19 protein-coding genes are annotated in these 23,172 nt (G+C 31.4%); 12 read left to right on the top strand and 7 right to left on the bottom strand.

Features of this window, described 5'->3' with window-relative positions; all coding sequences use genetic code 11:
* Positions 1-56: 56 nt before the first annotated feature.
* A complete protein-coding gene (locus CXF54_RS06955; RefSeq protein ID WP_101202985.1) occupies positions 57-1,532 on the top strand; it encodes a helix-turn-helix domain-containing protein in 1,476 nt (491 codons plus the stop codon).
* Positions 1,533-1,538: 6 nt separating this feature from the next.
* On the opposite strand, the gene CXF54_RS06950 is transcribed toward CXF54_RS06955, so the two are convergent.
* From CXF54_RS06950 to CXF54_RS06920, 7 genes are all read right to left on the bottom strand, one after another.
* On the bottom strand, positions 1,539-1,955 hold the full coding sequence (locus CXF54_RS06950; RefSeq protein WP_101202984.1) for a hypothetical protein: 417 nt from the start codon (positions 1,953-1,955) through the stop codon (positions 1,539-1,541).
* Positions 1,956-2,123: 168 nt separating this feature from the next.
* Entirely contained in the window at positions 2,124-5,480 is a 3,357-nt protein-coding gene (secA, locus tag CXF54_RS06945) for a preprotein translocase subunit SecA (RefSeq protein ID WP_101202983.1), read from the bottom strand.
* Positions 5,481-5,720: 240 nt separating this feature from the next.
* Positions 5,721-5,942 (bottom strand): DUF2795 domain-containing protein, encoded by a 222-nt coding sequence (locus CXF54_RS06940; RefSeq protein ID WP_006989959.1) that lies wholly within the window; start codon positions 5,940-5,942, stop codon positions 5,721-5,723.
* Between the two features lie 162 nt (positions 5,943-6,104).
* Positions 6,105-6,677, bottom strand: a complete 573-nt coding sequence (locus CXF54_RS06935) for a cob(I)yrinic acid a,c-diamide adenosyltransferase (RefSeq protein WP_090839263.1) — start codon at positions 6,675-6,677, stop codon at positions 6,105-6,107.
* Positions 6,678-6,748: 71 nt separating this feature from the next.
* Positions 6,749-7,687, bottom strand: a complete 939-nt coding sequence (locus tag CXF54_RS06930) for a hypothetical protein (RefSeq protein WP_101202982.1) — start codon at positions 7,685-7,687, stop codon at positions 6,749-6,751.
* Positions 7,688-7,764: 77 nt separating this feature from the next.
* Positions 7,765-8,544, bottom strand: a complete 780-nt coding sequence (locus CXF54_RS06925; protein ID WP_101202981.1) for an O-methyltransferase — start codon at positions 8,542-8,544, stop codon at positions 7,765-7,767.
* 111 nt (positions 8,545-8,655) lie between these two features.
* Positions 8,656-10,524, bottom strand: a complete 1,869-nt coding sequence (locus CXF54_RS06920; protein ID WP_101202980.1) for an ABC-F family ATP-binding cassette domain-containing protein — start codon at positions 10,522-10,524, stop codon at positions 8,656-8,658.
* 206 nt (positions 10,525-10,730) lie between these two features.
* On the opposite strand from CXF54_RS06920, the gene CXF54_RS06915 reads away from it, so the two are divergent.
* The 11 genes from CXF54_RS06915 to CXF54_RS06865 all read left to right on the top strand — a co-directional run bounded on the left by CXF54_RS06915 (position 10,731) and on the right by CXF54_RS06865 (position 23,165).
* Entirely contained in the window at positions 10,731-11,528 is a 798-nt protein-coding gene (locus CXF54_RS06915; RefSeq protein WP_101202979.1) for a polysaccharide biosynthesis/export family protein, read from the top strand.
* Between the two features lie 2 nt (positions 11,529-11,530).
* Positions 11,531-13,981 carry an exopolysaccharide transport family protein gene (locus tag CXF54_RS06910; RefSeq protein ID WP_101202978.1) on the top strand — a complete coding sequence of 817 codons (2,451 nt, stop codon included), beginning with the start codon at positions 11,531-11,533 and terminating at the stop codon, positions 13,979-13,981.
* A 317-nt stretch (positions 13,982-14,298) separates the two neighbouring features.
* Complete coding sequence (locus tag CXF54_RS06905) at positions 14,299-15,177, top strand: ABC transporter permease (protein ID WP_101202977.1); 879 nt, start codon at positions 14,299-14,301, stop codon at positions 15,175-15,177.
* A gap of 1 nt (position 15,178) precedes the next feature.
* Positions 15,179-16,453 carry an ABC transporter ATP-binding protein gene (locus CXF54_RS06900; protein ID WP_101202976.1) on the top strand — a complete coding sequence of 425 codons (1,275 nt, stop codon included), beginning with the start codon at positions 15,179-15,181 and terminating at the stop codon, positions 16,451-16,453.
* Positions 16,450-17,172, top strand: a complete 723-nt coding sequence (locus CXF54_RS06895; protein ID WP_101202975.1) for a hypothetical protein — start codon at positions 16,450-16,452, stop codon at positions 17,170-17,172. The genes CXF54_RS06900 and CXF54_RS06895 overlap by 4 nt, the downstream gene beginning before the upstream one ends.
* 9 nt (positions 17,173-17,181) lie before the next feature.
* A complete protein-coding gene (locus CXF54_RS06890) occupies positions 17,182-18,090 on the top strand; it encodes a glycosyltransferase family 2 protein (protein WP_101202974.1) in 909 nt (302 codons plus the stop codon).
* 13 nt (positions 18,091-18,103) lie between these two features.
* Positions 18,104-19,129, top strand: coding sequence for a glycosyltransferase family 2 protein (locus CXF54_RS06885; protein WP_101202973.1), 1,026 nt, complete (start codon positions 18,104-18,106; stop codon positions 19,127-19,129).
* Positions 19,130-19,243: 114 nt separating this feature from the next.
* A complete protein-coding gene (locus CXF54_RS06880; protein ID WP_101202972.1) occupies positions 19,244-20,473 on the top strand; it encodes a glycosyltransferase family 4 protein in 1,230 nt (409 codons plus the stop codon).
* Between the two features lie 7 nt (positions 20,474-20,480).
* Positions 20,481-21,386, top strand: a complete 906-nt coding sequence (locus CXF54_RS06875; protein ID WP_101202971.1) for a glycosyltransferase family 2 protein — start codon at positions 20,481-20,483, stop codon at positions 21,384-21,386.
* Positions 21,387-22,298: a glycosyltransferase gene (locus tag CXF54_RS06870; RefSeq protein ID WP_101202970.1), complete on the top strand. Its 912-nt coding sequence runs from the start codon at positions 21,387-21,389 to the stop codon at positions 22,296-22,298.
* Positions 22,299-23,165 (top strand): glycosyltransferase family 2 protein, encoded by an 867-nt coding sequence (locus CXF54_RS06865; RefSeq protein WP_101202969.1) that lies wholly within the window; start codon positions 22,299-22,301, stop codon positions 23,163-23,165.
* Positions 23,166-23,172 lie beyond the last annotated feature (7 nt).

Here is a 23,172-nt window from a genome sequence, read left to right as displayed (position 1 = left end):
TAAAAATCATTTTTCGCTGAAATTGAATATTCGCAAAAAAGAGTATATTTGCTATTATGCAAGAAGATTATATTAAATTGATATTTGGCTTAAAGCTAAAGCAGATAAGGACTGATAAAAAATTATCATTGTTTGGGCTGTCTAAACTTTCAGGATTATCTAAGTCGTATTTAAACGAAATAGAAAATGGAAAAAAATATCCAAAACCTGATAAAATTGCTATTCTTTCAGAAAAACTGGATGTACCATATGATCAAATGGTGTCTTTAAAGCTAGATAAAAACTTAGCGCCAATTGGTGATTTGTTACAATCTAAAATTTTAAAAGAAATACCTTTAGAACTTTTTGGTATTAAAGAAAGCAACTTGATAGACATTGTGGCAAATGCACCAGCAAAAGTCAACGCGTTTATTAGTACTATTATTAAAATTGCAAAGAATTATAATTTTAGTCGCGAAAGTTTTTTTTTAGCTTCTGTAAGATCTTTTCAAGAGGCTAATAATAATTACTTTGAAGATTTAGAGCAAAGTGTTTTAAAGTTTGCAAAAGCCTATCAAGTAGATTTAGATCAGACGGTTAGGTCTCAAGATTTAAAAGAAATACTTGTAGAAGAATTTGGTTATACTATTCTAGATAATGAGTTAAGCAACTATGACGCTTTGGGTAAATTACGATCCTTGTTTGTGCCTAAAACTAAGACGTTGTTGCTGTCTAATGAAATTGACGAAGCACAACGTAACTTTATTTTTGCAAAAGAGTTGGCTTATAATTTTTTGGATATAAAAGAGCGCTTGTATACTTTTCCTTGGATCAAGTTTGATACGTTTGATCAAGTTTTAAATAATTTTTATGCCTCTTATTTTGCAGGTGCATTAATTATACCTAGCGCTAAAATTAAAGCCAAATTAAGTGCTGTTTTTGAAAAAGACACCTTTGATGCTAATTTGTTTTTAGAGGCTATTAATAGTTTTAATGGCTCTCCTGAATCTTTTTATCAACGCTTAACTAATATATTACCTAAAGCATTTAATATTCAAAACCTTTTCTTTTTAAGATTTACGCATAAAGCGAATAGTAATAAATTTTATCTTACTAAAGAGTTGCATTTGTCACATCAACAATCGCCTCATGCCAATGAAACTAATGAACATTATTGCAGACGTTGGGTGTCTTTACAAAAGTTAAAAGACATAAGTTTAGGTAATAATACTCACGAATTTGATGTTCAAATTTCTAATTATCAGGATGATGGCGTGAAGTATTTAGTCTTATCATCTGCTACAAAAGATCCGTTTAGAGATAACCACTATCGAAGTATAAGTGTAGGTTTGTTAATTAATAAACAGTTACAGCGTAAGCTTAATTTTTTAGAGGATGGTAACATTGCAACCCAGAATGTTGGTGTTACTTGCGAGCGTTGTACAATCACAGATTGTAAGGTTAGAGAGGTGCCTGCTATATTTTTAGAAAAAAAGGCTAAAAATGAAAATATGGCTGCTATTGTAGCAACGTTAAATAGTAAATTTTCTTAGTAAAAGTTACACCAACGCACCAAAGACATGTCTGGCTGCTAACGATTTTCCAAAGAAAAAAGCAGCGATTGCTAGTAGTCCATCGCTTACTGAAAACCATAACGCTTTAGGTAGCATTATAATAGTGGTAGCAGTAGCAATAACCATAAGTCCACCAACGATATAAGCCGGTATCATGCTTGTTTTAGAAATTATTCCAGCAACTAACATCCCTAATAATATACCTGAAAAATGAGCAATTACAACAAATACTTTGGCGCCATTAGGCACTAAATGTAAGTTTGCTTTTAGGGACTCCATATTATTTGGGTCTATAGTATCGGGTAATGGATAAAAGGTGTGTCCTAATAATGTTTCGATTAAGTATACTGTTGCAGATGCAACTACAAATCCTACAATGGTGGCTAAAATATTTTTAAGCATGGTGGTAAGTATTGTTACTCAAACAGGAGTTGGTTAGTTATTCAATTTACAAAATTATATTTAATCTCCTAATAGAAATAAGTAGGAGAGGGCATTCAAAAAAAAATCCCGATACTAAATTAGTATCGGGATTTTGTATTTAAAGTAGTACTGATGTTAGTAATTAACTTAATCGTTAACTATTACCCATTCCCCTTTAGTAATTAAAGGTTCTGCTTGTTTGTACTTAACTGTTTTGTTTTCTCCAGTAATAATATGTTTGATTGTTACTTTGTCATTACGACCAATTTTAGGCTGGTCTCTAACAATTGTTTCTACCACTTGCTGCTGAGGTTGCGTATTAGAGGCGGTTCTGTTTTGTGCAGAACGTTCGTCTAAGTTTTGGATTTCTTCTTTTTGTGTTTGTAAGTTTTCCTTTTTACGTACTTCTTTAGCTTCGCTTATGGCATTGGTTGTTTCAGTTGGTAATTCTCCTTTAAATAAGAAAGAAATTACTTCTTTGTTAACCTGATCAATCATTTCCTTAAATAATTCGAAAGCTTCAAATTTGTAAATTAATAAAGGATCTTTTTGCTCGTGTACAGCTAACTGCACAGATTGTTTAAGCTCGTCCATTTTACGTAAATGTGTTTTCCAAGCATCATCAATAATAGCCAAAGAGATATTTTTTTCAAAATCTGTAACTAATTGTTTTCCTTTTGTTTCGTAAGCTTTTTCTAAGTCTGTTACAACTTGTATGTTTTTTACACCATCTGTAAAAGGAACAACGATACGTTTGTATCTGTCACGTTGGTTTTCGTAAACATTTTCAATAATAGGAAATGCAATGTCAGCATTTCTTCCCATTTTCTCTTTGTAGTGTTTAAAACCAGCTTTGTAAATGTTTTGTGCAATATCTAAAGGAGACATTTTATTAAATTCTGCTTCTGTAATTGGAGAAGACATTGAGAAATATCTAATCAATTCAAATTCAAAATTCTTAAAGTCACTAGCAGCTTTATTAGACTCTGCAATACCTTCAGAGGTATCATAAATCATATTTGCTAAATCTACACGTAGACGCTCTCCAAATAAGGCGTTATAACGACGCTTGTATACAACTTCACGTTGCGAGTTCATCACATCATCATATTCTAATAAACGCTTACGTACTCCAAATTGATTTTCTTCAACTTTTTTCTGTGCACGCTCAATAGATTTAGAAATCATAGAATGCTGAATCACTTCACCTTCTTCTAATCCCATACGGTCCATCATCTTAGCAATACGCTCTGATCCAAATAAACGCATCAAGTTATCTTCAAGAGACACGTAAAATTGTGAGCTTCCTGGATCTCCTTGACGACCAGCACGACCACGTAACTGACGGTCTACACGACGTGAATCGTGACGTTCTGTACCAATAATTGCTAAACCACCTGCTGCTTTAACTGCTTCAGATAATTTAATATCCGTACCACGACCAGCCATGTTTGTAGCAATAGTTACCTGACCTGGTTTACCAGCTTGATCAACTATTTCTGCTTCTTTTTTATGTTGCTTGGCGTTTAATACGTTGTGTGGTACTTTACGTTGTGCTAAAATCTTACCTAGTAATTCAGAGATATCTACAGACGTTGTACCAATTAATACTGGACGTCCTTGTTGTGATAGTTTTGTAACCTCGTCTACAACTGCATTATATTTTTCACGTTTAGTTTTGTAAACTAAATCCTGTCTGTCATCTCTAGCAATTGGTCTGTTAGTCGGAATTTCGACAACATCTAATTTATAGATTTCCCAGAATTCTCCAGCTTCCGTTACCGCTGTACCTGTCATACCTGACAGTTTTTTGTACATTCTGAAGTAATTTTGAAGCGTTACCGTTGCAAAAGTTTGCGTTGCATCTTCAATTTTTACATTTTCTTTGGCTTCAATAGCTTGGTGTAATCCATCGCTATAACGACGCCCATCCATAATACGACCTGTTTGCTCGTCAACAATCATTACTTTATTTTCCATGACCACATATTGTGTGTCTTTTTCAAATAAAGCATAGGCTTTAAGCAATTGGTTAAGTGTATGAATACGTTCTGATTTGATTCCAAAATCACGGAATAAATCTTCTTTAGCTTCAGCTTCGTCTTCAGTAGATAAACCTTTAGCTTCAATTTTTGCAATTTCAATACCAATTTCTGGCATCACAAAAAAGTCAGGGTTGTCTTTTCCAGAAATATAATCGACACCTTTATCCGTTAATTCAATTTGATTGTTTTTCTCTTCAATTACATAGTACAAATCAGCATCAACCTTAGGCATCTCGCGATTGTTGTCTTGTATGTAATAGTTTTCTGTTTTTTGAAGAAGTTGTTTTACACCGTCTTCACTTAAAAACTTAATTAATGCTTTGTTTTTAGGAATACCTCTGTAAACTTGTAATAATTTAAATCCACCTTCTTTAGTATCGCCTTCTCCAATTAATTTTTTTGCTTCAACTAAAACCTGAGTTAGATATTTACGTTGTGTATTTACAATATCATCTACTTTAGGTTTAAGCTCTGTAAACTCATGCTCATCACCTTTTGGTATTGGACCAGAAATAATTAAAGGTGTACGTGCATCATCAATTAATACAGAATCCACCTCATCTACAATAGCGTAGTGGTGTGGGCGTTGTACTAAATCTCCAGTAGCATGTGCCATGTTATCACGCAGGTAGTCAAAACCAAACTCGTTGTTGGTACCATAAGTAATGTCTGAGTTATATGCTTTACGACGGGCGTCACTATTTGGTTGATGGTAATCAATACAGTCAATACTTAAACCATGAAAGTTAAATATTGGAGCCATCCAAGCACTATCACGTTTTGCTAAGTAGTCGTTTACCGTTACTAAATGCACACCTTTACCAGCTAAAGCATTTAAATAAACAGGAAGTGTTGCCACTAATGTTTTACCTTCTCCCGTATGCATCTCTGCAATTTTACCTTGGTGCATAGCAACCCCACCAATAAGTTGTACATCATAGTGTACCATGTCCCAAGTAATGGCTTTACCAGCAGCATCCCAAGAGTTAGCCCAATGTGCTTTGTCACCTTCTAAGGTTACAAAATCTTTTTCTCCAGAAATAGTTCTGTCAAACTCATTAGCAGTTACTGTTATGTTTGTGTTGTCCTTAAAACGTCTAGCTGTTTCTTTAACTACTGCAAACGCTTCAGGTAATATTTTGTTTAAAGTCTCTTCTGTAGCCGTGTAAGATTCATCTTTAATTTTATCAATAGCTTGATAGATGTCTTCTCGCTTGTCAATATCCTCAGTTGCATTAGCTTCTGCTTGAAGTGTTTCAATTTTAGAATTAAACGGTTGGCGTGCTTCCGCAATAATAGCTTTAAACTCGTCTGTTTTAGCTCTTAATTGATCGTGAGATAAGGCTATCATAGCCTTTTCAAAGGTTTTAATTTTATTTACTATAGGTGTAATGGCTTTGACGTCTTGTTTAGACTTGTCGCCGACAAATACTTTTAGTACGGAATTTAAAAAACTCATAGTTATATTCTGTTTTATGTCTTAAATCAGTGCATGGTTAGCGCTGAGCATGACATTTTTAGTTTATTTATTGTTAACGACTGTCACAGCGAGCGCAGTCGACTTGGTTTTATTTTAAGTCTGAGTTAAATAGACTGTCAATAAAAGTGGTTAAATATACGTTTTTAGCCGCGTTTGGCTAAATTTTAAAGCACAAAAAAAGTCTCTAATTGAGACTTTTTTGATACTATTTGTGTGTTATTAATACTCGTCCTCATTCCAGAGGTAATCTTCGTCAGTTGGATAATCTGGCCAAATTTCTTCTATAGAGTCGTACGAATCACCTTCGTCTTCTATTGATTGTAAATTTTCTACAACTTCTAAAGGTGCGCCTGTTCTTATAGCGTAATCAATAAGCTCATCTTTAGTTGCTGGCCAAGGTGCATCACTTAAATAAGATGCTAGTTCTAATGTCCAATACATTTCTTAATAGGATTTAATTTTTGCAAAAGTAAATTTTTTGTTTAAATAGTCAAGAAAAAAGTGAATTATTTTTTCATTAAATAAAAGAACGTCTTTAAAACCAAACTAATTGATACTAAAGTATTTTGCAGTGTTACTAATCACAGTTCTTTATAAAATTGATTACGTTTTTTCCGGAATCCACTTTACTTCGTCTGCTTGTAAGTCATGAGACAACTTTCGTGCCAAGACAAAAAGATAGTCAGAAAGACGGTTTAAGTATTTTAAAGTATTAGCCTCAAAGGGTTCTAAATCGTTAAGCGCTGATGCTAAGCGTTCTGCACGTCTGCACACCGTTCTGGTTATGTGACAGAATGACACAGTTTGATGACCGCCAGGTAACACAAAGTGTGTCATAGGTGGTAATTCAAGGTTCATAGCGTCCATTTCACGTTCTAGTAAAGCAATGTCATCATCAGATATTTTATTGATGTTTAAACGCTCTTTTCCATTTTTAAGAATCGCTTTTTCAGGGTCTGTTGCCAATACCGCACCAACCGTAAATAATTTATCTTGAATAATTATTAAGATGTCTTTATAGATTTGATTGATGTCTTGATCTCTCATCAAACCGATGTACGAGTTTAGTTCGTCTACCGTTCCGTAGCTATCAATTCTAATATGGTGTTTTGGTACACGTGTGCCTCCAAATAAAGCTGTCGTACCTTTATCTCCTGTTTTAGTGTATATTTTCATGTGACGCAAGTTAAAAGTTAAAAAGATTAAAACTTAAAAATTTAACTAGAATTTAATGTTAGTCAATACTATTATTCGGTTATTATTTTGTCTTCTATTATTGTTTCTTCGGAATCTAAGGTGGGTTTAATAATGTCCTTAACGTTTACTAGTTTGTTTTTTAATTCGTTGTTTATATAAATGTTTTCAACAAGCAACGTATCATCAAACTCTAATTCACCGTCTTTATTAAACTTCCCTTTCATGTTGTTTACCGTTAGATAATTTTCATTATTACTTGAAGAAAACAACGTAAATACACTATGGTCTTGGTCTGCTTTTGTTACTAAAGCAAGGGTGTCAAAAGCTGTAGGATCGCCACTTTCAATAGCTTTAATTAATTCGCCTCTATTTTCTACAACATTAAAAGGTGGTAGGTTTTTAGATTCAAACCATTTGTTAGATAACTCGCAAAATGGTACTCTGGATCCGTTAGTTAAAAGTAGTGTTACCCCAATAATTAATAGTGCTTCTATAATCCAAATTATAGTTAAAATGGTTCCGCTAACGGTTGTTGATTTTATGCCCCAAGTACCGTATTCGTTTATATTAGCTATTAATTCAAATAAAGTTGCTGGGTTGGTGGCCAAAATGTATAATTGATTGACATCAACATTACTTGCAGTGATACCTATTCTAGAAGTTCCATAACTTTCTCCTATGTTAATAACTAGGTCCGCCCAAACGACCCAAGAAGAATAGAGCGCGATAATACTTGCTAGAAGCGCAAAAATAACAGCCAATGCTTTGTTTCTTACTTTTCCTAGTTTAATAACAAACTTTGATATTAGCCAAGCAATAGCAAAACCGACAGCTCCTGCAATTAAAAAATTAAGATAGATTATCGGAATGTACCAAATAGCGTAAGAATAGGCTAAGCCTAAAAGTGGCATTGCTATTACTGAGATTAGAATAAAATAAAGAATTGCTTTTGGGTCAAATTTCCCTGAAGGAGAATAGTACTTATCCATGTAGTGGTTGGTTTAGATTAATATAGGATAAATATAGCTATATTTTTTAAACGTTGTTTTGTGGTAAAAACAATGCTTTATAATCTAATTGTAAAATGCTCCTTAGCTTGTTCTTGCCTGAAAAATACAAAGCCAAATTTGTAGGTGTCAATGGTTACAGTAACTTGAGGATGGTTTTTTATAATTTCCCAAGCATCGGTCATTCCTTTTGACCAATAAATGTCATCAAAAATCAACACAGAATCGTTGTGCATTTTAGGCAATAGCATTTCAAAATACTGCAATGTTGCTTGCTTGGTATGGTTACCATCGCAATAGACAAAGTCTAATGTTTTAGTTTTTAAATTCCTGATAACCTCTGCAAAATCGTCTGTTTTTAAAGTAATATGTTTTAAGTCGAACGTTTTAAATTGGGTTTTGGCTACAGCCGAAACATTAAGACAGCCTTCCACAGTAGTAATCTTTGCTTTTGGATTGCCAAGTGCCAGTGCTTGCGTTGCAATACCTAGAGAAGTACCAAGTTCTAGAATGGTATGACACTTAAAGTAATGTGCGATACGATACAGTAATTTGGCGTCTTTATAACTAGACCCAGCGACTTTGGCCATTTTAGAAATGACTCTTTTGTTGTTTTTAAAGACTTGGCTACCTGATCCTAAATCGGTAACGTCAATAGTAGAGGTGTTTTGTAGTAATTGTGTTCTGTAATTTTTTATGGTTTTGTAAGCGGAGTGCTTTTTTTTGTCGTAAAAACACTTAGTTACTAAATCATAAACAAAAGGGGAGTGCACACCATGTTGATTGGTGGAGCGTTTTAAAAAATTAAAGTAGGATTGTATTTGGTAAGTCTTACTCATTCTGATGTTAGTTCAAACTCCTCTTTCTTATAATTTCCTTATTTGGGAAATTAAAATTCATTCTCCTCTTTAACTAAAGAGGAGAGTTGTTTTGTATCGTATATGGATAATTTATCCTTCCATTTTCTCGGTTAATTCTAACCATCGCATTTCTTTTTCTTCGATGCTATCAATAATACCTTGAATTTTATTTGAGAATTCTGTAATTTGATCTTGACTTAAGTCTGGATCTAGAAATTTTTGTTCCATTTCCTTTTTGTCAAATTCTAACGATTTTATTTTGCTTTCTAGGTTTTTGTATTCCTTTTGTTCGTTGTAAGATAAAGTGACTTTGTTATTCTCTTTTTTCCAGTTTTTCTTTTCTTTTTTATCGTCTGAATTTCCTGCTATTTCTGGCGCTTTACTGTCTTCGTAAGTACGGTAATCCGAATAGTTTCCTGGAAAATCTTCGACTTTACCTTCTCCTTTAAATACTAATAAATGGTCTACAATCTTGTCCATAAAATAACGGTCATGCGATACCACTATCAAACATCCCGGGAAATCTAACAGAAAAGATTCTAGTACGTTTAAGGTTACAATATCCAGATCGTTTGTAGGCTCATCAAGAATTAAAAAGTTAGGGTTTTGTATTAAAATTGTACATAAGTACAGACGTTTACGTTCTCCACCACTCAGTTTTTCAACAAAATCATATTGCTTTTTTCTGTCAAATAAAAAGCGTTCTAATAATTGTTGTGCACTAATTTGACGTCCTTTTTTTAATGGGATATAATCCCCAAAATCTCTAACAACATCAATAACTTTTTGATCAGGTTTAGGTGTAATTCCAGCTTGTGTGTAGTACCCAAACTTAACGGTTTCTCCAGTTAGTATTTTACCGCTATCTGGCTGTGTTGTATTGGTTAGCATGTTTAGAAAAGTAGACTTTCCTGTTCCGTTTTTACCAATGATTCCGACACGTTCTCCACGCTGAAAATTATAATCAAACTTGTCTAAAATAATTTTGTCTTTAAACGATTTAGATAGTTTAACTAACTCGACAATTTTGCTTCCTAAACGTTCCATGTTAAGCTCAAGCTCAATTACATGGTCATTTCTTCGTTGGGAGGCTTTATGTTTTATTTCGGTAAAATCGTCTATTCTAGATTTAGATTTAGTGGTACGTGCTTTAGGTTGACGACGCATCCAAACCAATTCTTTCTTAAATAATTGTTTTGCTTTTCCGGTCTCTACTTGTTCTCTAGCAATACGCTCTTCCTTTTTTTCAAGATAATAAGTGTAGTTTCCTTTGTAGTTATATAATTGACCGTGGTCTAATTCTATAATTTCGTTACACACACGTTCTAAGAAAAAACGGTCGTGGGTAACCATAAATAAAGTAATGTTTTCTTTAGCAAAAAAGGCTTCTAGCCATTCGATCATTTCTAAATCTAAATGGTTGGTAGGCTCATCTAAAATTAATAGATCCGGCTTATTAATTAACGCATTGGCTAAACTGAGACGTTTTTTTTGTCCACCAGAAAGCACGCTAATTTTTTGCGTTAAATCGTCTAATTTTAATTTAGACAATATTTGCTTGTATTGTGTTTCAAAATCCCAAGCATTATGTCTATCCATTTGCTCAAACGCTTTTTGGTAGGCATCTTCATCTTCAGGATTTAATAACGCTTTTTCGTAATTTTTTATAATATCTAACACAGGGTTGTCTGCGTTAAAAATAGATTCCTCAATAGTTAACGTATCGTCTAACTTAGGATCTTGAGGTAAAAAAGCCACCTTGATATCTTTTCGGTAAATAATCTTACCAGTATCTGGTACATCAAAACCAGCTAGCATATTAAGTATCGATGTTTTTCCGGTTCCATTTTTTGCGACAAATGCAATTTTTTGGTCTTTATGGACGCTAAAAGATAGGCCTTCAAATAATGTTAATTCGCCATAAGATTTAGCGATATTTTCTACAGTTAGATAATTCAATGGGTGTTTTTTTTACAAAGATGGGTATTATAAGTGAAATGTAGAAAGTGAAAAGTAAAAAGTTGTTATTTAGAGGTCTAAAAGTGAAAGCTATTACCTTAAAACAGCTATTTTGATTGACATCTTGGTTTAAATACCAAATGCACGGTAAAAGTTTTGTTTTTCACGACGAAAGGTTATATTTGTGACTAAACAAACGCCTCAATATGAAGCAAATTATAGTGTGTATTGTCGTAGTACTTGGTCTTTTAAGTACCTCTTGTATTACTCAAAAAGATGTTGTTTATCTTCAGGATAAAGGCACCGTTATAAACGACTCTCTTCAAATTCAAGCTTTAGCAACACCGTATCGTGTGCAGGTTAATGATTTATTAAGCGTAAACGTTAAAGCCGAAAAAAAGGAAATTAACGAGCTTGTGCAAATTTTTAATCCAACCACTAGTGCTGTTGGTGACACAGATCAGTCTTTATACTATAATGGGTTTACTGTAGATTTACATGGTAATATAGAGTTTCCTATTTTAGGAGAAATCAATGTATTAGGATTTACTACGGACGAAGTAGAGGTAAAAGTAAAAGACGTTATTCTTCAAAAATATTTAAAAGAGACCGCTAAGATTTTTGTTACTGTAAAATTATCAGGATTAAAATACACCACATTAGGAGAGATTACAGATAAAGGAACAAAAGTATTGTACCAAGACCGTGTTAATATTTTGGAGGCTATTGCTAATGCAGGAGATATATTGGATACAGGAGACCGTAAAGATGTATTAATTGTTAGACAATATCCTAATGGTCAAAAAATACATCATATTGATTTGACAGATATTTCAGCAATGCAATCTGAGTTTTATTATATCCAGCCTAACGATTTAATTATGGTTAAACCATTAAAACGTAAATCTATAGGTGCCGGACAAACTGCGACACAAACACTAACCACTATTGCAAGTATTTTTTCAGTGCTGGTTAGTACTTACTTTTTAGCACGTAATCTATAATTATGGAAGAACAATTGGAAGGTAACGGTGTTCAGGTTTTTGATTTTAAAGCATTTGTTTTTAGAACCATAAGTTATTGGAAGTGGTTTGTTTTAGCTCTAATTGTAGGGTTTTATGTTGTCTATCAACAAAATATAAGACGCGAGTTTCCATATACATTAGACGCTTCTTTGACCGTTCAAGATGATAAAAATCCATTATTCACCTCTAATACTAGTTTAGTATTTAATTATGGTGGTATTTCAGGAAAAGTGCAAGAGGTATTGCTTAATTTAAAATCCAGAAAACACCACGAAAAAGTAGTTGATAGTCTAGACCTGTATTTATCTTATCTTAAACAAGGGCGCTTTTATAAAACGGACATTTACGGAAGTAACCCATTTAAATTTGTTGGATTGGACAGTGCGTATCAAGTCATTGGACAGCCTATTAAAATTGTGTTTTTAGATCAGACGTCTTTTGAGTTGTCTTACGATTTTGGAGAAGCACAAAGCGTAACCGCACAAAATTTTCAAGACAAAACATTTAAGACTATACCATTAGGCGATCCAACCTTTTCTAAAACCTATGCATTTGACCAATATATAGATTTGCCTTTCTTTAAAGGGAGTGTGGTTAAAAAAGAAAATGCGTCAGTTAGTAAAGGACAAGAATTTTTTATACAGTATACTAATTTTAATGCGGCTGTATCTTCGTTTGTAAATAATTATGCAGTTACAAATCAGCAAGGTTCTCCGTTATTAGTTACACGATTAACCAATAAAAACAAAGCTAAAATTGTAGACTATATAAATACCTCTGTGTTTATATTGGAGCGTGATCAGTTACAGCGTAAAAATCAATATGCGATTAATACGGTTGCTTTTATTGACAAGCAATTAGCACGTGTTAAAGGACAACTTAATAGAAAAGCAGATTCGTTAAACGATTTTAAGCGTAGTAATAAGATTTTTAATCTTGAAAACGAAAGTGAGCTACTATCTGGTAAAATTGAAGAGTATAATGGACAGAAAGAAATTTTAAGTCAAAAACTAATGTCTTATGATTTGCTTAAAAATTATGTAACCACAAGTCAAGATTTTACTAGCTTTCCTGCACCAGCATTACAAGGTATTGATGATCCTAACATACAATCTAGTATCTCAAAAATTGTTAGTTTATCCATTCAAAAATCTACATTAGAATCTTCGGTACGTGATAACGTGTCTGTGTTTGGAGATTTAAATAATCAAATTGCATCACTTAAAAGTGTGATGTTGGAAAACATTGCTTCGGTAAAAACCAATATTGGGTACCAATTACAATCTATTAATTCTAGGATTTATAGCACGGAGAGTAAGTTTTCAACATTACCAGAAAATCAGCAAAAGTTAGAATCTATAGAGCGCGAATACCTGTTAAGTCAAAGCACCTATAATTTGTATTTAGCAAAACGTGGGGAGGCGGATTTAATCAAGGCCTCTAATATTTCGGATATTATTTTAATAGAGCCAGCTAAAGATATTGGTCAAGGTCGTAATGCGGTTAACCTTAATATTAGGTATATATTTGCAGTATTAGCAGCATTACTACCTATTTTATTTATCGCGTTTATTATTACTTTTTTTGATAATAAAATACATGCTCCTAAAGATTTAGAGAAGCTTGCCAGAATACCAGTATTGGGTGTTGTTGGTAAAAATGATTCTGTTAATAATTTAGCAGTATTCAACAAACCTAAATCAGCGGTAGCAGAAGCCTTTAGAGCAGTACGTTCTAGTCTGCAGTTTATTTATAAAAAGCATGAGTTAGAAGGCACTAAAACGGTTATGATAACCTCTTCAGTCAGTGGAGAAGGTAAAACCTTTTGTTCTATTAATATTGCATCTGTTTTCGCTTTAAGCGGAAAGAAAACCGTGTTGGTAGGATTAGATTTACGTAAACCTAAAATATTTGGCGACTTTGATATTGACAACCAGATTGGAGCAGTTAACTATTTGATAGGTCAAAAAGCGTTGGATGACATTATTCAAAAAACCAAAGTAGACCATTTAGATGTGATTACGTCAGGTCCGATTCCTCCAAATCCTTCAGAGTTATTAATAGGCGAACAAATGGATCGTTTTATAGCAGAGCTAAAAGCTAGGTACGATTATATTGTGTTGGATACACCACCTGTAGGGTTAGTGGCTGATGCTTTAGAGTTGATTGAGTATGCAGACGCCTCGTTATATGTGGTAAGACAAGATTATACAAAAAAGGAAATGTTAACCTTAATTAATAGTAAGCATAATAAAGGCGAAGTTAAAAACATCAGTTTCCTATATAATTTTTACGATCAAAAAGGAAAGTATGGGTATGGTTACGGATATGGCTACGGTTATGGCTATGGCGCTTATGGTAATGGATATCATGAAGATAATGAAAAGCCAAAGTCGCTGTTTGCACGTGTTAAAGGTATTTTTATAAAGTAATTACGGGTGCAACAGTGTTTATCAAATCACCTGCTAGCAGTTATATTTTTTTAGTTTTCACAGAAATTAAGCATAATAGCTAATAGTTTGGCTTAAATGATTTAAAATGAAATATTTGCATGGTGTTTTTTTTAATACAATGGTGTTTATGAAGCTTTAGATTATGCTAAACACAGTAATTTTAATAATTTACCTCATGATGGAACTAAGCTGAGAGCGTCTTAAAATTATTTTTATCCACAAAACGCTTCTTTTATGCGACAAAATACCAAAAAAATCGTTTATTTGTATTTTAACAGAAATTAACACTAGATTATTTGGACACCAAAGTAGACCCTCAAGACTGGTTGTATACCATTTCTCCTAAAAGGAAACTGATAGATCTTAATTTTAAAGAAATTTGGCGCTATCGCGACTTGTTATTTCTATTTGTAAAGCGTGATATTATTACGGTTTACAAGCAAACCATATTAGGCCCTTTATGGTTTTTTATCCAACCCTTATTTACCTCTGTAATATTTACGCTAATCTTTAATAATTTAGCAGCAATTCCTACAGGTAATGGCGTGCCTCCATTTTTGTTTAATTTAGCAGGTATTACTTCTTGGAACTATTTTAGTACTTGTTTAACCGGCACAAGTAATACGTTTAAAGCTAATCAAGGCATTTTTGGTAAAGTATATTTCCCTAGAGTTATTACGCCTTTATCAGTTGTGTTTTCAAACCTATTAAAATTCGGAATTCAATTACTGGTATTTGTCCTATTTTACATCTACTATGTCTTTTTTACGGATCAAGTGGTATTAGCAAGACCACAATTAACAATGGTGTTATTACCTTGTTTAGTCCTTTTTATGGGATTATTTGGATTGGGATTTGGAATGTTGCTATCATCATTAACTACAAAATATCGCGATTTAACGTTTTTAGTAAGTTTTGGTGTGCAATTATTAATGTACGGATCAGCAGTAATGTATCCATTGTCTTATTTTAAAGCGCGTGTTCCCGAATATGCTTGGCTTGTAGAGTATAATCCAATGACCACAATTATAGAATTATTTAGGTATATGACTTTAGGAATTGGACAATTTTCTTGGGCTAATTTTATATATGCAGGTGTTATCAGTGTGGTAATTTTCTTGATAGGCTTGATTATTTTTAATAAAACAGAAAAGACTTTTATAGATACGGTTTAATATGAAAGATAAAGACATTATCCTAAAAGCAGAAAACATCTCTAAGCAATACCGTTTAGGACTAGTTGGAACAGGTACTATAAGTCATGATTTAAACCGTTGGTGGAATCGTATTAGAGGTAAAGAAGATCCGTATTTAAAAGTAGGCGAAAGTAATGACCGTAGCACTAAAGGGTCTAGTGAATATGTATGGGCGCTTAAGGATATTAATTTTGAAGTTAAACGTGGTGAAGTTTTAGGTATTATAGGTAAAAATGGAGCAGGAAAGTCAACGCTTTTAAAAATATTATCTAAGGTAACAGGACCAACAACTGGCGAGATTAAAACTAGAGGACGTATAGCGTCTTTATTAGAGGTTGGTACAGGGTTTCATGGCGAAATGACTGGACGAGAAAATATTTTCCTTAATGGTGCTATTTTAGGAATGACCAAAAAGGAAATTACTGACAAAATAGATGAGATTATCGATTTTTCGGGTTGTCAACGGTATATAGATACACCTGTAAAACGTTATAGTTCCGGTATGACCGTACGTTTAGCATTTGCAGTAGCAGCCTTTTTAGAACCAGAAATATTGGTGATTGATGAGGTCTTGGCGGTTGGAGATGCTGAGTTTCAGAAAAAAGCTATTGGTAAAATGCAGGATATCTCAAGAGGAGAAGGTCGGACGGTTTTATTTGTTAGTCATAATATGGCTGCGGTAAAGAGTTTGTGTACAAGAGCTTTAGTTTTGAAAAATGGAAAAACAGAATTCGAAGGAGGTGTGGAAGAAGCTGTTGAGTTTTATCTTGATGGAACAGTAACAGACTCAAAGGTTACAGTCTTTAATGATAGAAAAGGAAATGGTAAATTACAAATAAAAGAAGTCTTTACTCATGGTAAAAATATAAAAGTAAAACCTCAAATTGGCGAATCATTTAAAATGGTTTTTAACTTAAATAATCCTATTGAAGCTAAACTTATAGATGTACAAATGGATTTAAGAATAGATGATAACCTTGGGCAAAGAATAGCTTGGTTAAGTACTAGTTTGGTCGATTTTGGTAAAGATGACGAAGTTGTGAATAAGTTAGTCTTTAGTATGGATAAATTAAATCTCAATAAAGGTGTTTACTATGTAACTACTTATATAACAGTGAAAAAAGAGATTACGGATTGGATTCAAAATGCTTTTTCTTTCGAAGTGGAAGAAGGTGATTTTTATGGAAATGGAGTATTCGTGTCTTCAAATCAAAGTAAAGCTTTATTTAATTTTGAAGTATCAAATAAATTATGATTAATAAGATAAGAAGGATTGTTAGAGAGAATAGGGAGTTTCATAAGTCTCAAGTAGATTATCTTAGAGAGTTAGAATGGGCTCAGGTATACCATGATAGTATTAGGGGTCATAGTGCAATTCAAGAATTACCTCTTAATATTGGAAGATGGGCTGGGAATTACACCTTTTTCTATGTATTAAACAGAGTGCTAAAAGATTATAAACCTTTAAGTATATTTGAAATGGGATTAGGTGAATCTTCAAAATTTATTTCAACTTATTTAGATTCAGAATTAAAGCAATCCGCGCATATGATTATAGAGCAAGATGAAAATTGGGCAAGTACTTTTAAAAGCCAATTTTTATTATCCGAAAGATCTAGGATCAAAGTCTGTTCGTTAAAAAAAAATAATATTGAAGGACATGAAGTAAACGTTTATAAAGATTTTGAAAATTATCTTCAAAAAGATTATGATCTCTATGTTGTCGATGGTCCGCACGGAAGTCCAAGATTTTCAAGGTATGACATAGTTTATGCAGTAGAAAGTATGAATAAAAATCATGAATTCGTCATTATTTTAGACGACTATAATAGACAAGGAGAGAAGGATACATTTTATGCATTACAGGCTGTCTTTAAACAAAAAGGAATAAAGATCTATCACGAAACTTACTTTGGAGCTAAAGCAGTTAAGATTATTGCTACCGAGAAATATAAATTTAGTTGTTCTATTTAAAAAAAAAACATGCTATTCTCTCTACTTATCGCTAACTATAACAACGGTCATTTTTTTATTGACTGTTATAATAGTATAATAAAACAAACCTATGCTAATTGGGAGGTTATTATAGTAGACGATGGCTCAAGCGATAATTCGATAGAAGTTATAAAAAATATAATAGGTAATGATTCTCGTTTTAAGTTATATCAAAACGATAAAAATAGAGGTTGTGGATATACTAAAAATAAATGTTGTGAATATGCAAACGGAGAAGTATTAGGCTTCTTAGATCCAGATGATGCTATAAAACCGATTGCATTAGAAGTTATGTTAAATGCACACAAAATGTATAAGGAAGCTGCCATAATAACCTCTAATTACCAGCTTGTAGATTTAAACCTAAATATTATTAGTAAAGGACTTAATGCTAAAGCAATACCAAAAGGGAAATCATATCTAACATATGGAGAAGGAGCATTAACTGCTTTTGCAACTTTTAAAATGCATGCATATAATAACACTCTAGGTATAGATCCTTTAATGAAACGCGCTGTAGATCAAGATTTATACTATAAGCTTGAGGAGCAAGGTAAGCATGTTTTTTTAGATGAATTTCTATATTTGTATCGGATTCACGAAAATAGTATTTCAGAAAACGAAAATATTTTTAAAGCCAGATATTGGCATTATTATGCAAAAAAAGCTGCTTATACAAGAAGACGGAAGAATAAATCTAAAATAGATAATTATTCTAATGCTTTTTTTAAAAAACATGAATCTAATTATTTCTTAAATAGATTTGAAAATTCAAAAAAGAATAAACACTTTAAAACAAAGCTGTACTTTCTTAGTAAATCAATTTATGCAGATCCATTTCATAAATCTATTAGAAAAATTAAAAGTCTAGTATTGTTAATAATAGGAAGAATATAATCAAGTTTTTTTAATGAAGTCTAAACAGCCACTTATTTCAGTAATACTACCTGTCTATAATGTCGAAAGATATGTTAAAGAAGCTATGGATTCTATTTTAAACCAAACAGTTCAAGATTTCGAAATATTAGTTATTGATGATTGTTCAACAGATAATACTTTAGTAGTAATAGAGGCTATTGAAGATAGTAGAATTAAAATAATTAAAAAAGAAGCTAATAAAGGCTTGATTGATAGTTTAAACCTTGGGTTTAGCCTTGCAAAAGGGAAATATATAGCAAGGATGGATGGAGATGACATAAACGAATTAACAAGGTTCGAAAAGCAGTTCAACGTTTTAGAATCGAATCATGATGTTATAGCATGCGGTAGTTGGATTAAATACTTTGGAGGTCATGATAAAGTTGTTAAGCATAGCGAAAAGCACGATGCAATTGTAGCTCAAATGCTAGTTAAGTGCCCAATGAGTTTAGGGTGTTGTATGTTAAGAACAAGTGCTGTTTTAAAATTTTCTTTTAATGCAGATAAAGTTCATGTTGAAGATTATGATTTTTGGACAAAAATCGCTTGGGAAGGGAAACTCTATAATTTACAAGAGGTGTTGTATCATTATAGAAGTCATGATGCTCAAGTTTCTCATTTATATAGGAATATGCAAGCTCAAGGTGATGTTTTAATTCAGTTGTTTTTATTTAAAAAACTAAAGTATGACCAGGGTAGGTTTAATGCTGCGTTTTTAACCAAGTTTATTCAAAAAAAACAAGAAATAAAAGTTGAAGAATTTGAGTTGTTCTTAGAATGGTTAAAAACATTGACATTGCTTAATGAAAAGAGTAAAGTTTTTGAAGGCAAAGAATTAGATGTCGTTTTGAATACTATTAAAATTACTGTTATTAATAATATATTTTTTAACAATGGATTTCAGGGTATTGATAAGAAGTGGAGAAAAAAAGCTTTTTTTAAATTAGAAGTTTTAGATTTTATTTATGTTTTTAAAAGAAAAATAAGTGAGAGAATCAAAATAATAACCAATGGATAATAATAATTTCAGTTTTCCAAATAAACAGGAATACACTTTACAATGTTTTATTACAAGGTATTTTTTATTTTAGGAATAAGATAATTTAAGTCATAAAATGGTTTAGAAATAAGTATGAATAATAGTAGTAAAAAAAAGAAAATAGTATTCAAGATACCGGAGTTTCCTCAGGTGTCAGAGACTTTTCTTATTGCTCAAATTCAAACAGCAATAACCCTTGGTTTCGATGTTAAAATAATCACAAGAAAGTTTCTTAAAAAAAATATTCACCTAACAAAGCATATTAAATTAAAGGATTATATAATCATTGATGACTACAAGATTCCAAAAAATAAACTTATAAGATTTTTAAAATGGTTAGTTTTAATAATCGTAAATATTAAAGATGTATTTTTTATAAATAATTATTACAAGACAAAATCTAAATTTAGTCTCACTTGGCTATTTGAATTTCATTTTTATAAAAAATTTAATGACTTTGACATCATGCATGTTCAATATGGTACTTATAAATACCCAATTGATATTTTAAAGAAAATAAATTTTTTCAAACCAGAGGTAATTGTAACATTTCACGGTCATGATGCTTTTTTTCCGCTATATGGTTACATTCAAAATAATGGGTATTATGATATATTATTTGAAAACGAAATAGTAATTACAGCGAACACAAAGTATTTAGCTCAAAAATTAGAAGAATTAGGGTGTCCAAATAATAAAATTGAAATTATTCCGGTAGCTGTAGATACTTCCTTTTTTTGTCCTAGACAGCGAATAGTAGATTATAATAAACAAATAAAACTAATAACTGTAGGTCGATTAGATAAGGTTAAAGGACATCATTATTGTATAGATGTAGTTAGAGCTCTTAGGGATAAAGGTTTGAATGTTAAATTGTCTATAATTGGAGAAGGTGCCGAAAGACATAATTTAGAAATGTTAATTAAAAAATATAATTTAGAAGACTTTGTTTTTTTGTTAGGATCAGGGACGCCTGAAGAAGTTAGGTCTGGCTTTTGGAACCATCATCTCTATTTACTATTATCTGTTCCAGTGGAGAATAATAGAAAAGAAACACAAGGATTAGCAACACTCGAAGCTCAGGCATGTGGATTACCAGCATTAGTTTTTGATTCAGGAGGAGTTAAATATACAGTTGAAAATGAAGTATCAGGTTTTGTTTTTAAAACATTAGATGTGGAAGGTGTAATAAATAAGATAGAAGTTTTATATAGAGATACTGTACGTTTTACCAAAATGCGTAATGATGCAGTATCATTTGTAGAAGAAAATTTTTCTCAAATTAGAATAGATGAAAAATGGAGGAAAATCTATAAAAAATGATAAATAAATGTGTAAAAATTTAATATCAATAATAGTACCCTGTTATAACCAAGGTGAGTTTTTATCAACAACCTTACAATCCGTGATTAATCAAAGTTACTCTGAGTGGGAATGTATTTTGATTAATGATGGTAGTACTGATAATACAGCAGGAATTATTGCTCATTATGTAGAAAAAGATAAGCGATTCATTTCACAAACTAATTTAAATTCTGGAGTTAGTGCTTCTAGAAATTCGGGATTAAATTTAGCACAAGGAGATTATATTCAATTTCTAGATGCAGATGACTATTTATTACCTACAAAATTAGAAGACTCTTTAAACTTGTTAAAGGAAGATGATAAACTTGATATAGTTATTTCTAATTTTAGAATGTTTAAGGATAGCATTAATAATACATTAGATCCTTTTTGTGATTTAACAACTATTGAATTTAATTTAAATACATTTATTTTTGAATGGAATTATAGTTTTTCTTTGCCTATGCATTTCGCTATGCTTAGAACCGAATTATTTAATAATGTTAGATTTCCTGAGCACATGACAGCTCAAGAAGACTGGATGGTTTGGGTCAGTATTTTTAAGCAGAATCCTAAAGTCTTTTTTTTGAATAAAGAATTAATTTTATATAGACTGCATCCCAATAGTAGAACCCAATCTCACGATATTATTGAAGATCAAATAAAGGCCCTAATATTATTGAAAGAGTTAATACCTGCAAACAAGTATAATGATTTTTCTATAGTTACTACTGAAAGAAATTTAAATAAAATTCATGATTTAAATATTAAATACAATACTATAAAGCATTCTAATGCATACAAAATAGGATGTAAAATAGAAGCAGGATTAAATAAAATAGGCTTGTTAAAATTAAGTCAAAAGTTAATAACTAAACATTTTAAAAAGTAAATGTTAGCTATTGTTATACCATATTATAAAATAGATTTCTTTAACGAGACTTTAGGGTGTTTGGCTAGTCAAACAAATAAGCAGTTTCATGTTTATATTGGTAATGATGCGAGCCCAACAGACCCTTCTAGTTTATTAGACAGTTACAAGGATACTATTAAGTTTACTTATATAAAATTTAATAGTAATTTAGGAGGACAGTCTTTAGTAAGACAATGGGAGCGTTGTATTGCTATGGCTAAAAACGAAGAATGGTTAATGGTTCTCGGGGACGATGATACTGTTAGTTCTAATTTTGTAGCAGAATTTTATAATAATTTGAAAGAAATAAACACACATAATATAGGTGTTGTTAGATATGCTACCCATGTTATAAATGAAAAAAATGAAGTAACATCTAAACTTTACAAACATCCAAAATTGGAGATAGCAACAGACTTTTTATATAGAAAATTAAAAGGAGAAACAAGAAGTACTTTAAGCGAATATATTTTTAAAAAAAAACTAGTAGGAAATATTAAATTTAAAGAGCTACCATTAGCTTGGTTTAGTGATTTATTGGCTGTGATGGAGTTTAGTGAGTTTAATACTATTTATACGATTAATAATGCTATTTCTAATTTCAGAGATAGCGGTAAAAATATTACAAGTAGAACTAATGACTATGCTATAAAAGCGAATGCTACATTTAATTTTTATTATTATATGTTGAAAAATCATTATAGTAAAATGCCTAAAAAGCTTGATGATTTAATATTTGATAGAATAGAAAAAACTTTTTTTGATAACAAAAAAAATATAATGTATTGGTTTAAATTAATGTATTTATATATAATACGTTGTAAGATAAAACGTATTGTTTTTTTAATGCCTAAAATAATGACGTACAAATTAACACATAAATATAAGTAAATGTTACAAGCTAAAATTACAGTAGTTGTAACTTCATACAATTATGGACAATTTATTATAGTAGCACTAGAATCTGTTGCTAAACAAACATTTTCCGACTTTGAGTGTATTATTTTAGATGATGGTAGTATAGATAATACCAAAGAAATTGTAACAAAGTGGGTGAAAAAAGATACTAGATTTAAATATTACTATCAAGAAAACACAGGGGTAAGTAAAGCTAGGAATAATGCTATAAAAATGGCGTCAAGTGAATATATATTACCTTTAGATGCAGACGATAAAATCAGTAAAAATTATTTAGAGGAATGTTATAATATAATAGCATTTAATAGTGACGTTAAAGTAGTTTATGGAGCATCTTACTTGTTAAATAAGCCAAATAAAAAGTGGAATTTAGACAATTATAACTTTGAAGACCTTTTGTATAAAAACATGTTACATTGCACATCCCTTTTTAGAAAAAAAGATTGGGAACGTATTGGTGGTTTTGATGAGAAGTTAACCGTAGGATTAGAAGATTGGGAGTTTTGGATACATCTTTTAAAATCAGGAGGGGAAGTTGTGAAAATAAATAGTTGTAAGTTTTATTATAGAATTAAAGAACAATCTTTAAATGTAACCATGATAAATAATAGTTATGGTTACGATTCTAGATTATATATATTTAATAAACATATAGAAAGCTACAGAAAAACTAATTTTTACGATATGTATTTTGAAAATTATAGATTAAAAAAGAAAATTGATAACCCTTTGTCGTATATGCCATCTTCTCATTTATTAATCTTATTTTTTAAATCGTTAAAAGAGAATATACAATCTTTTGTTGTAAAAGTAAAAAGGAAATTTACTAAGAGAAACTAATTAAAAT

It is taken from the genome of Olleya sp. 1-3 (genome assembly GCF_002836085.1).
In the GTDB taxonomy this organism is placed as follows: Bacteria; Bacteroidota; Bacteroidia; order Flavobacteriales; family Flavobacteriaceae; genus Olleya; species Olleya namhaensis.
The sequence above is the reverse complement of the archived record's forward strand: the minus strand, read 5'-3'. Positions and strand labels throughout refer to the sequence as shown.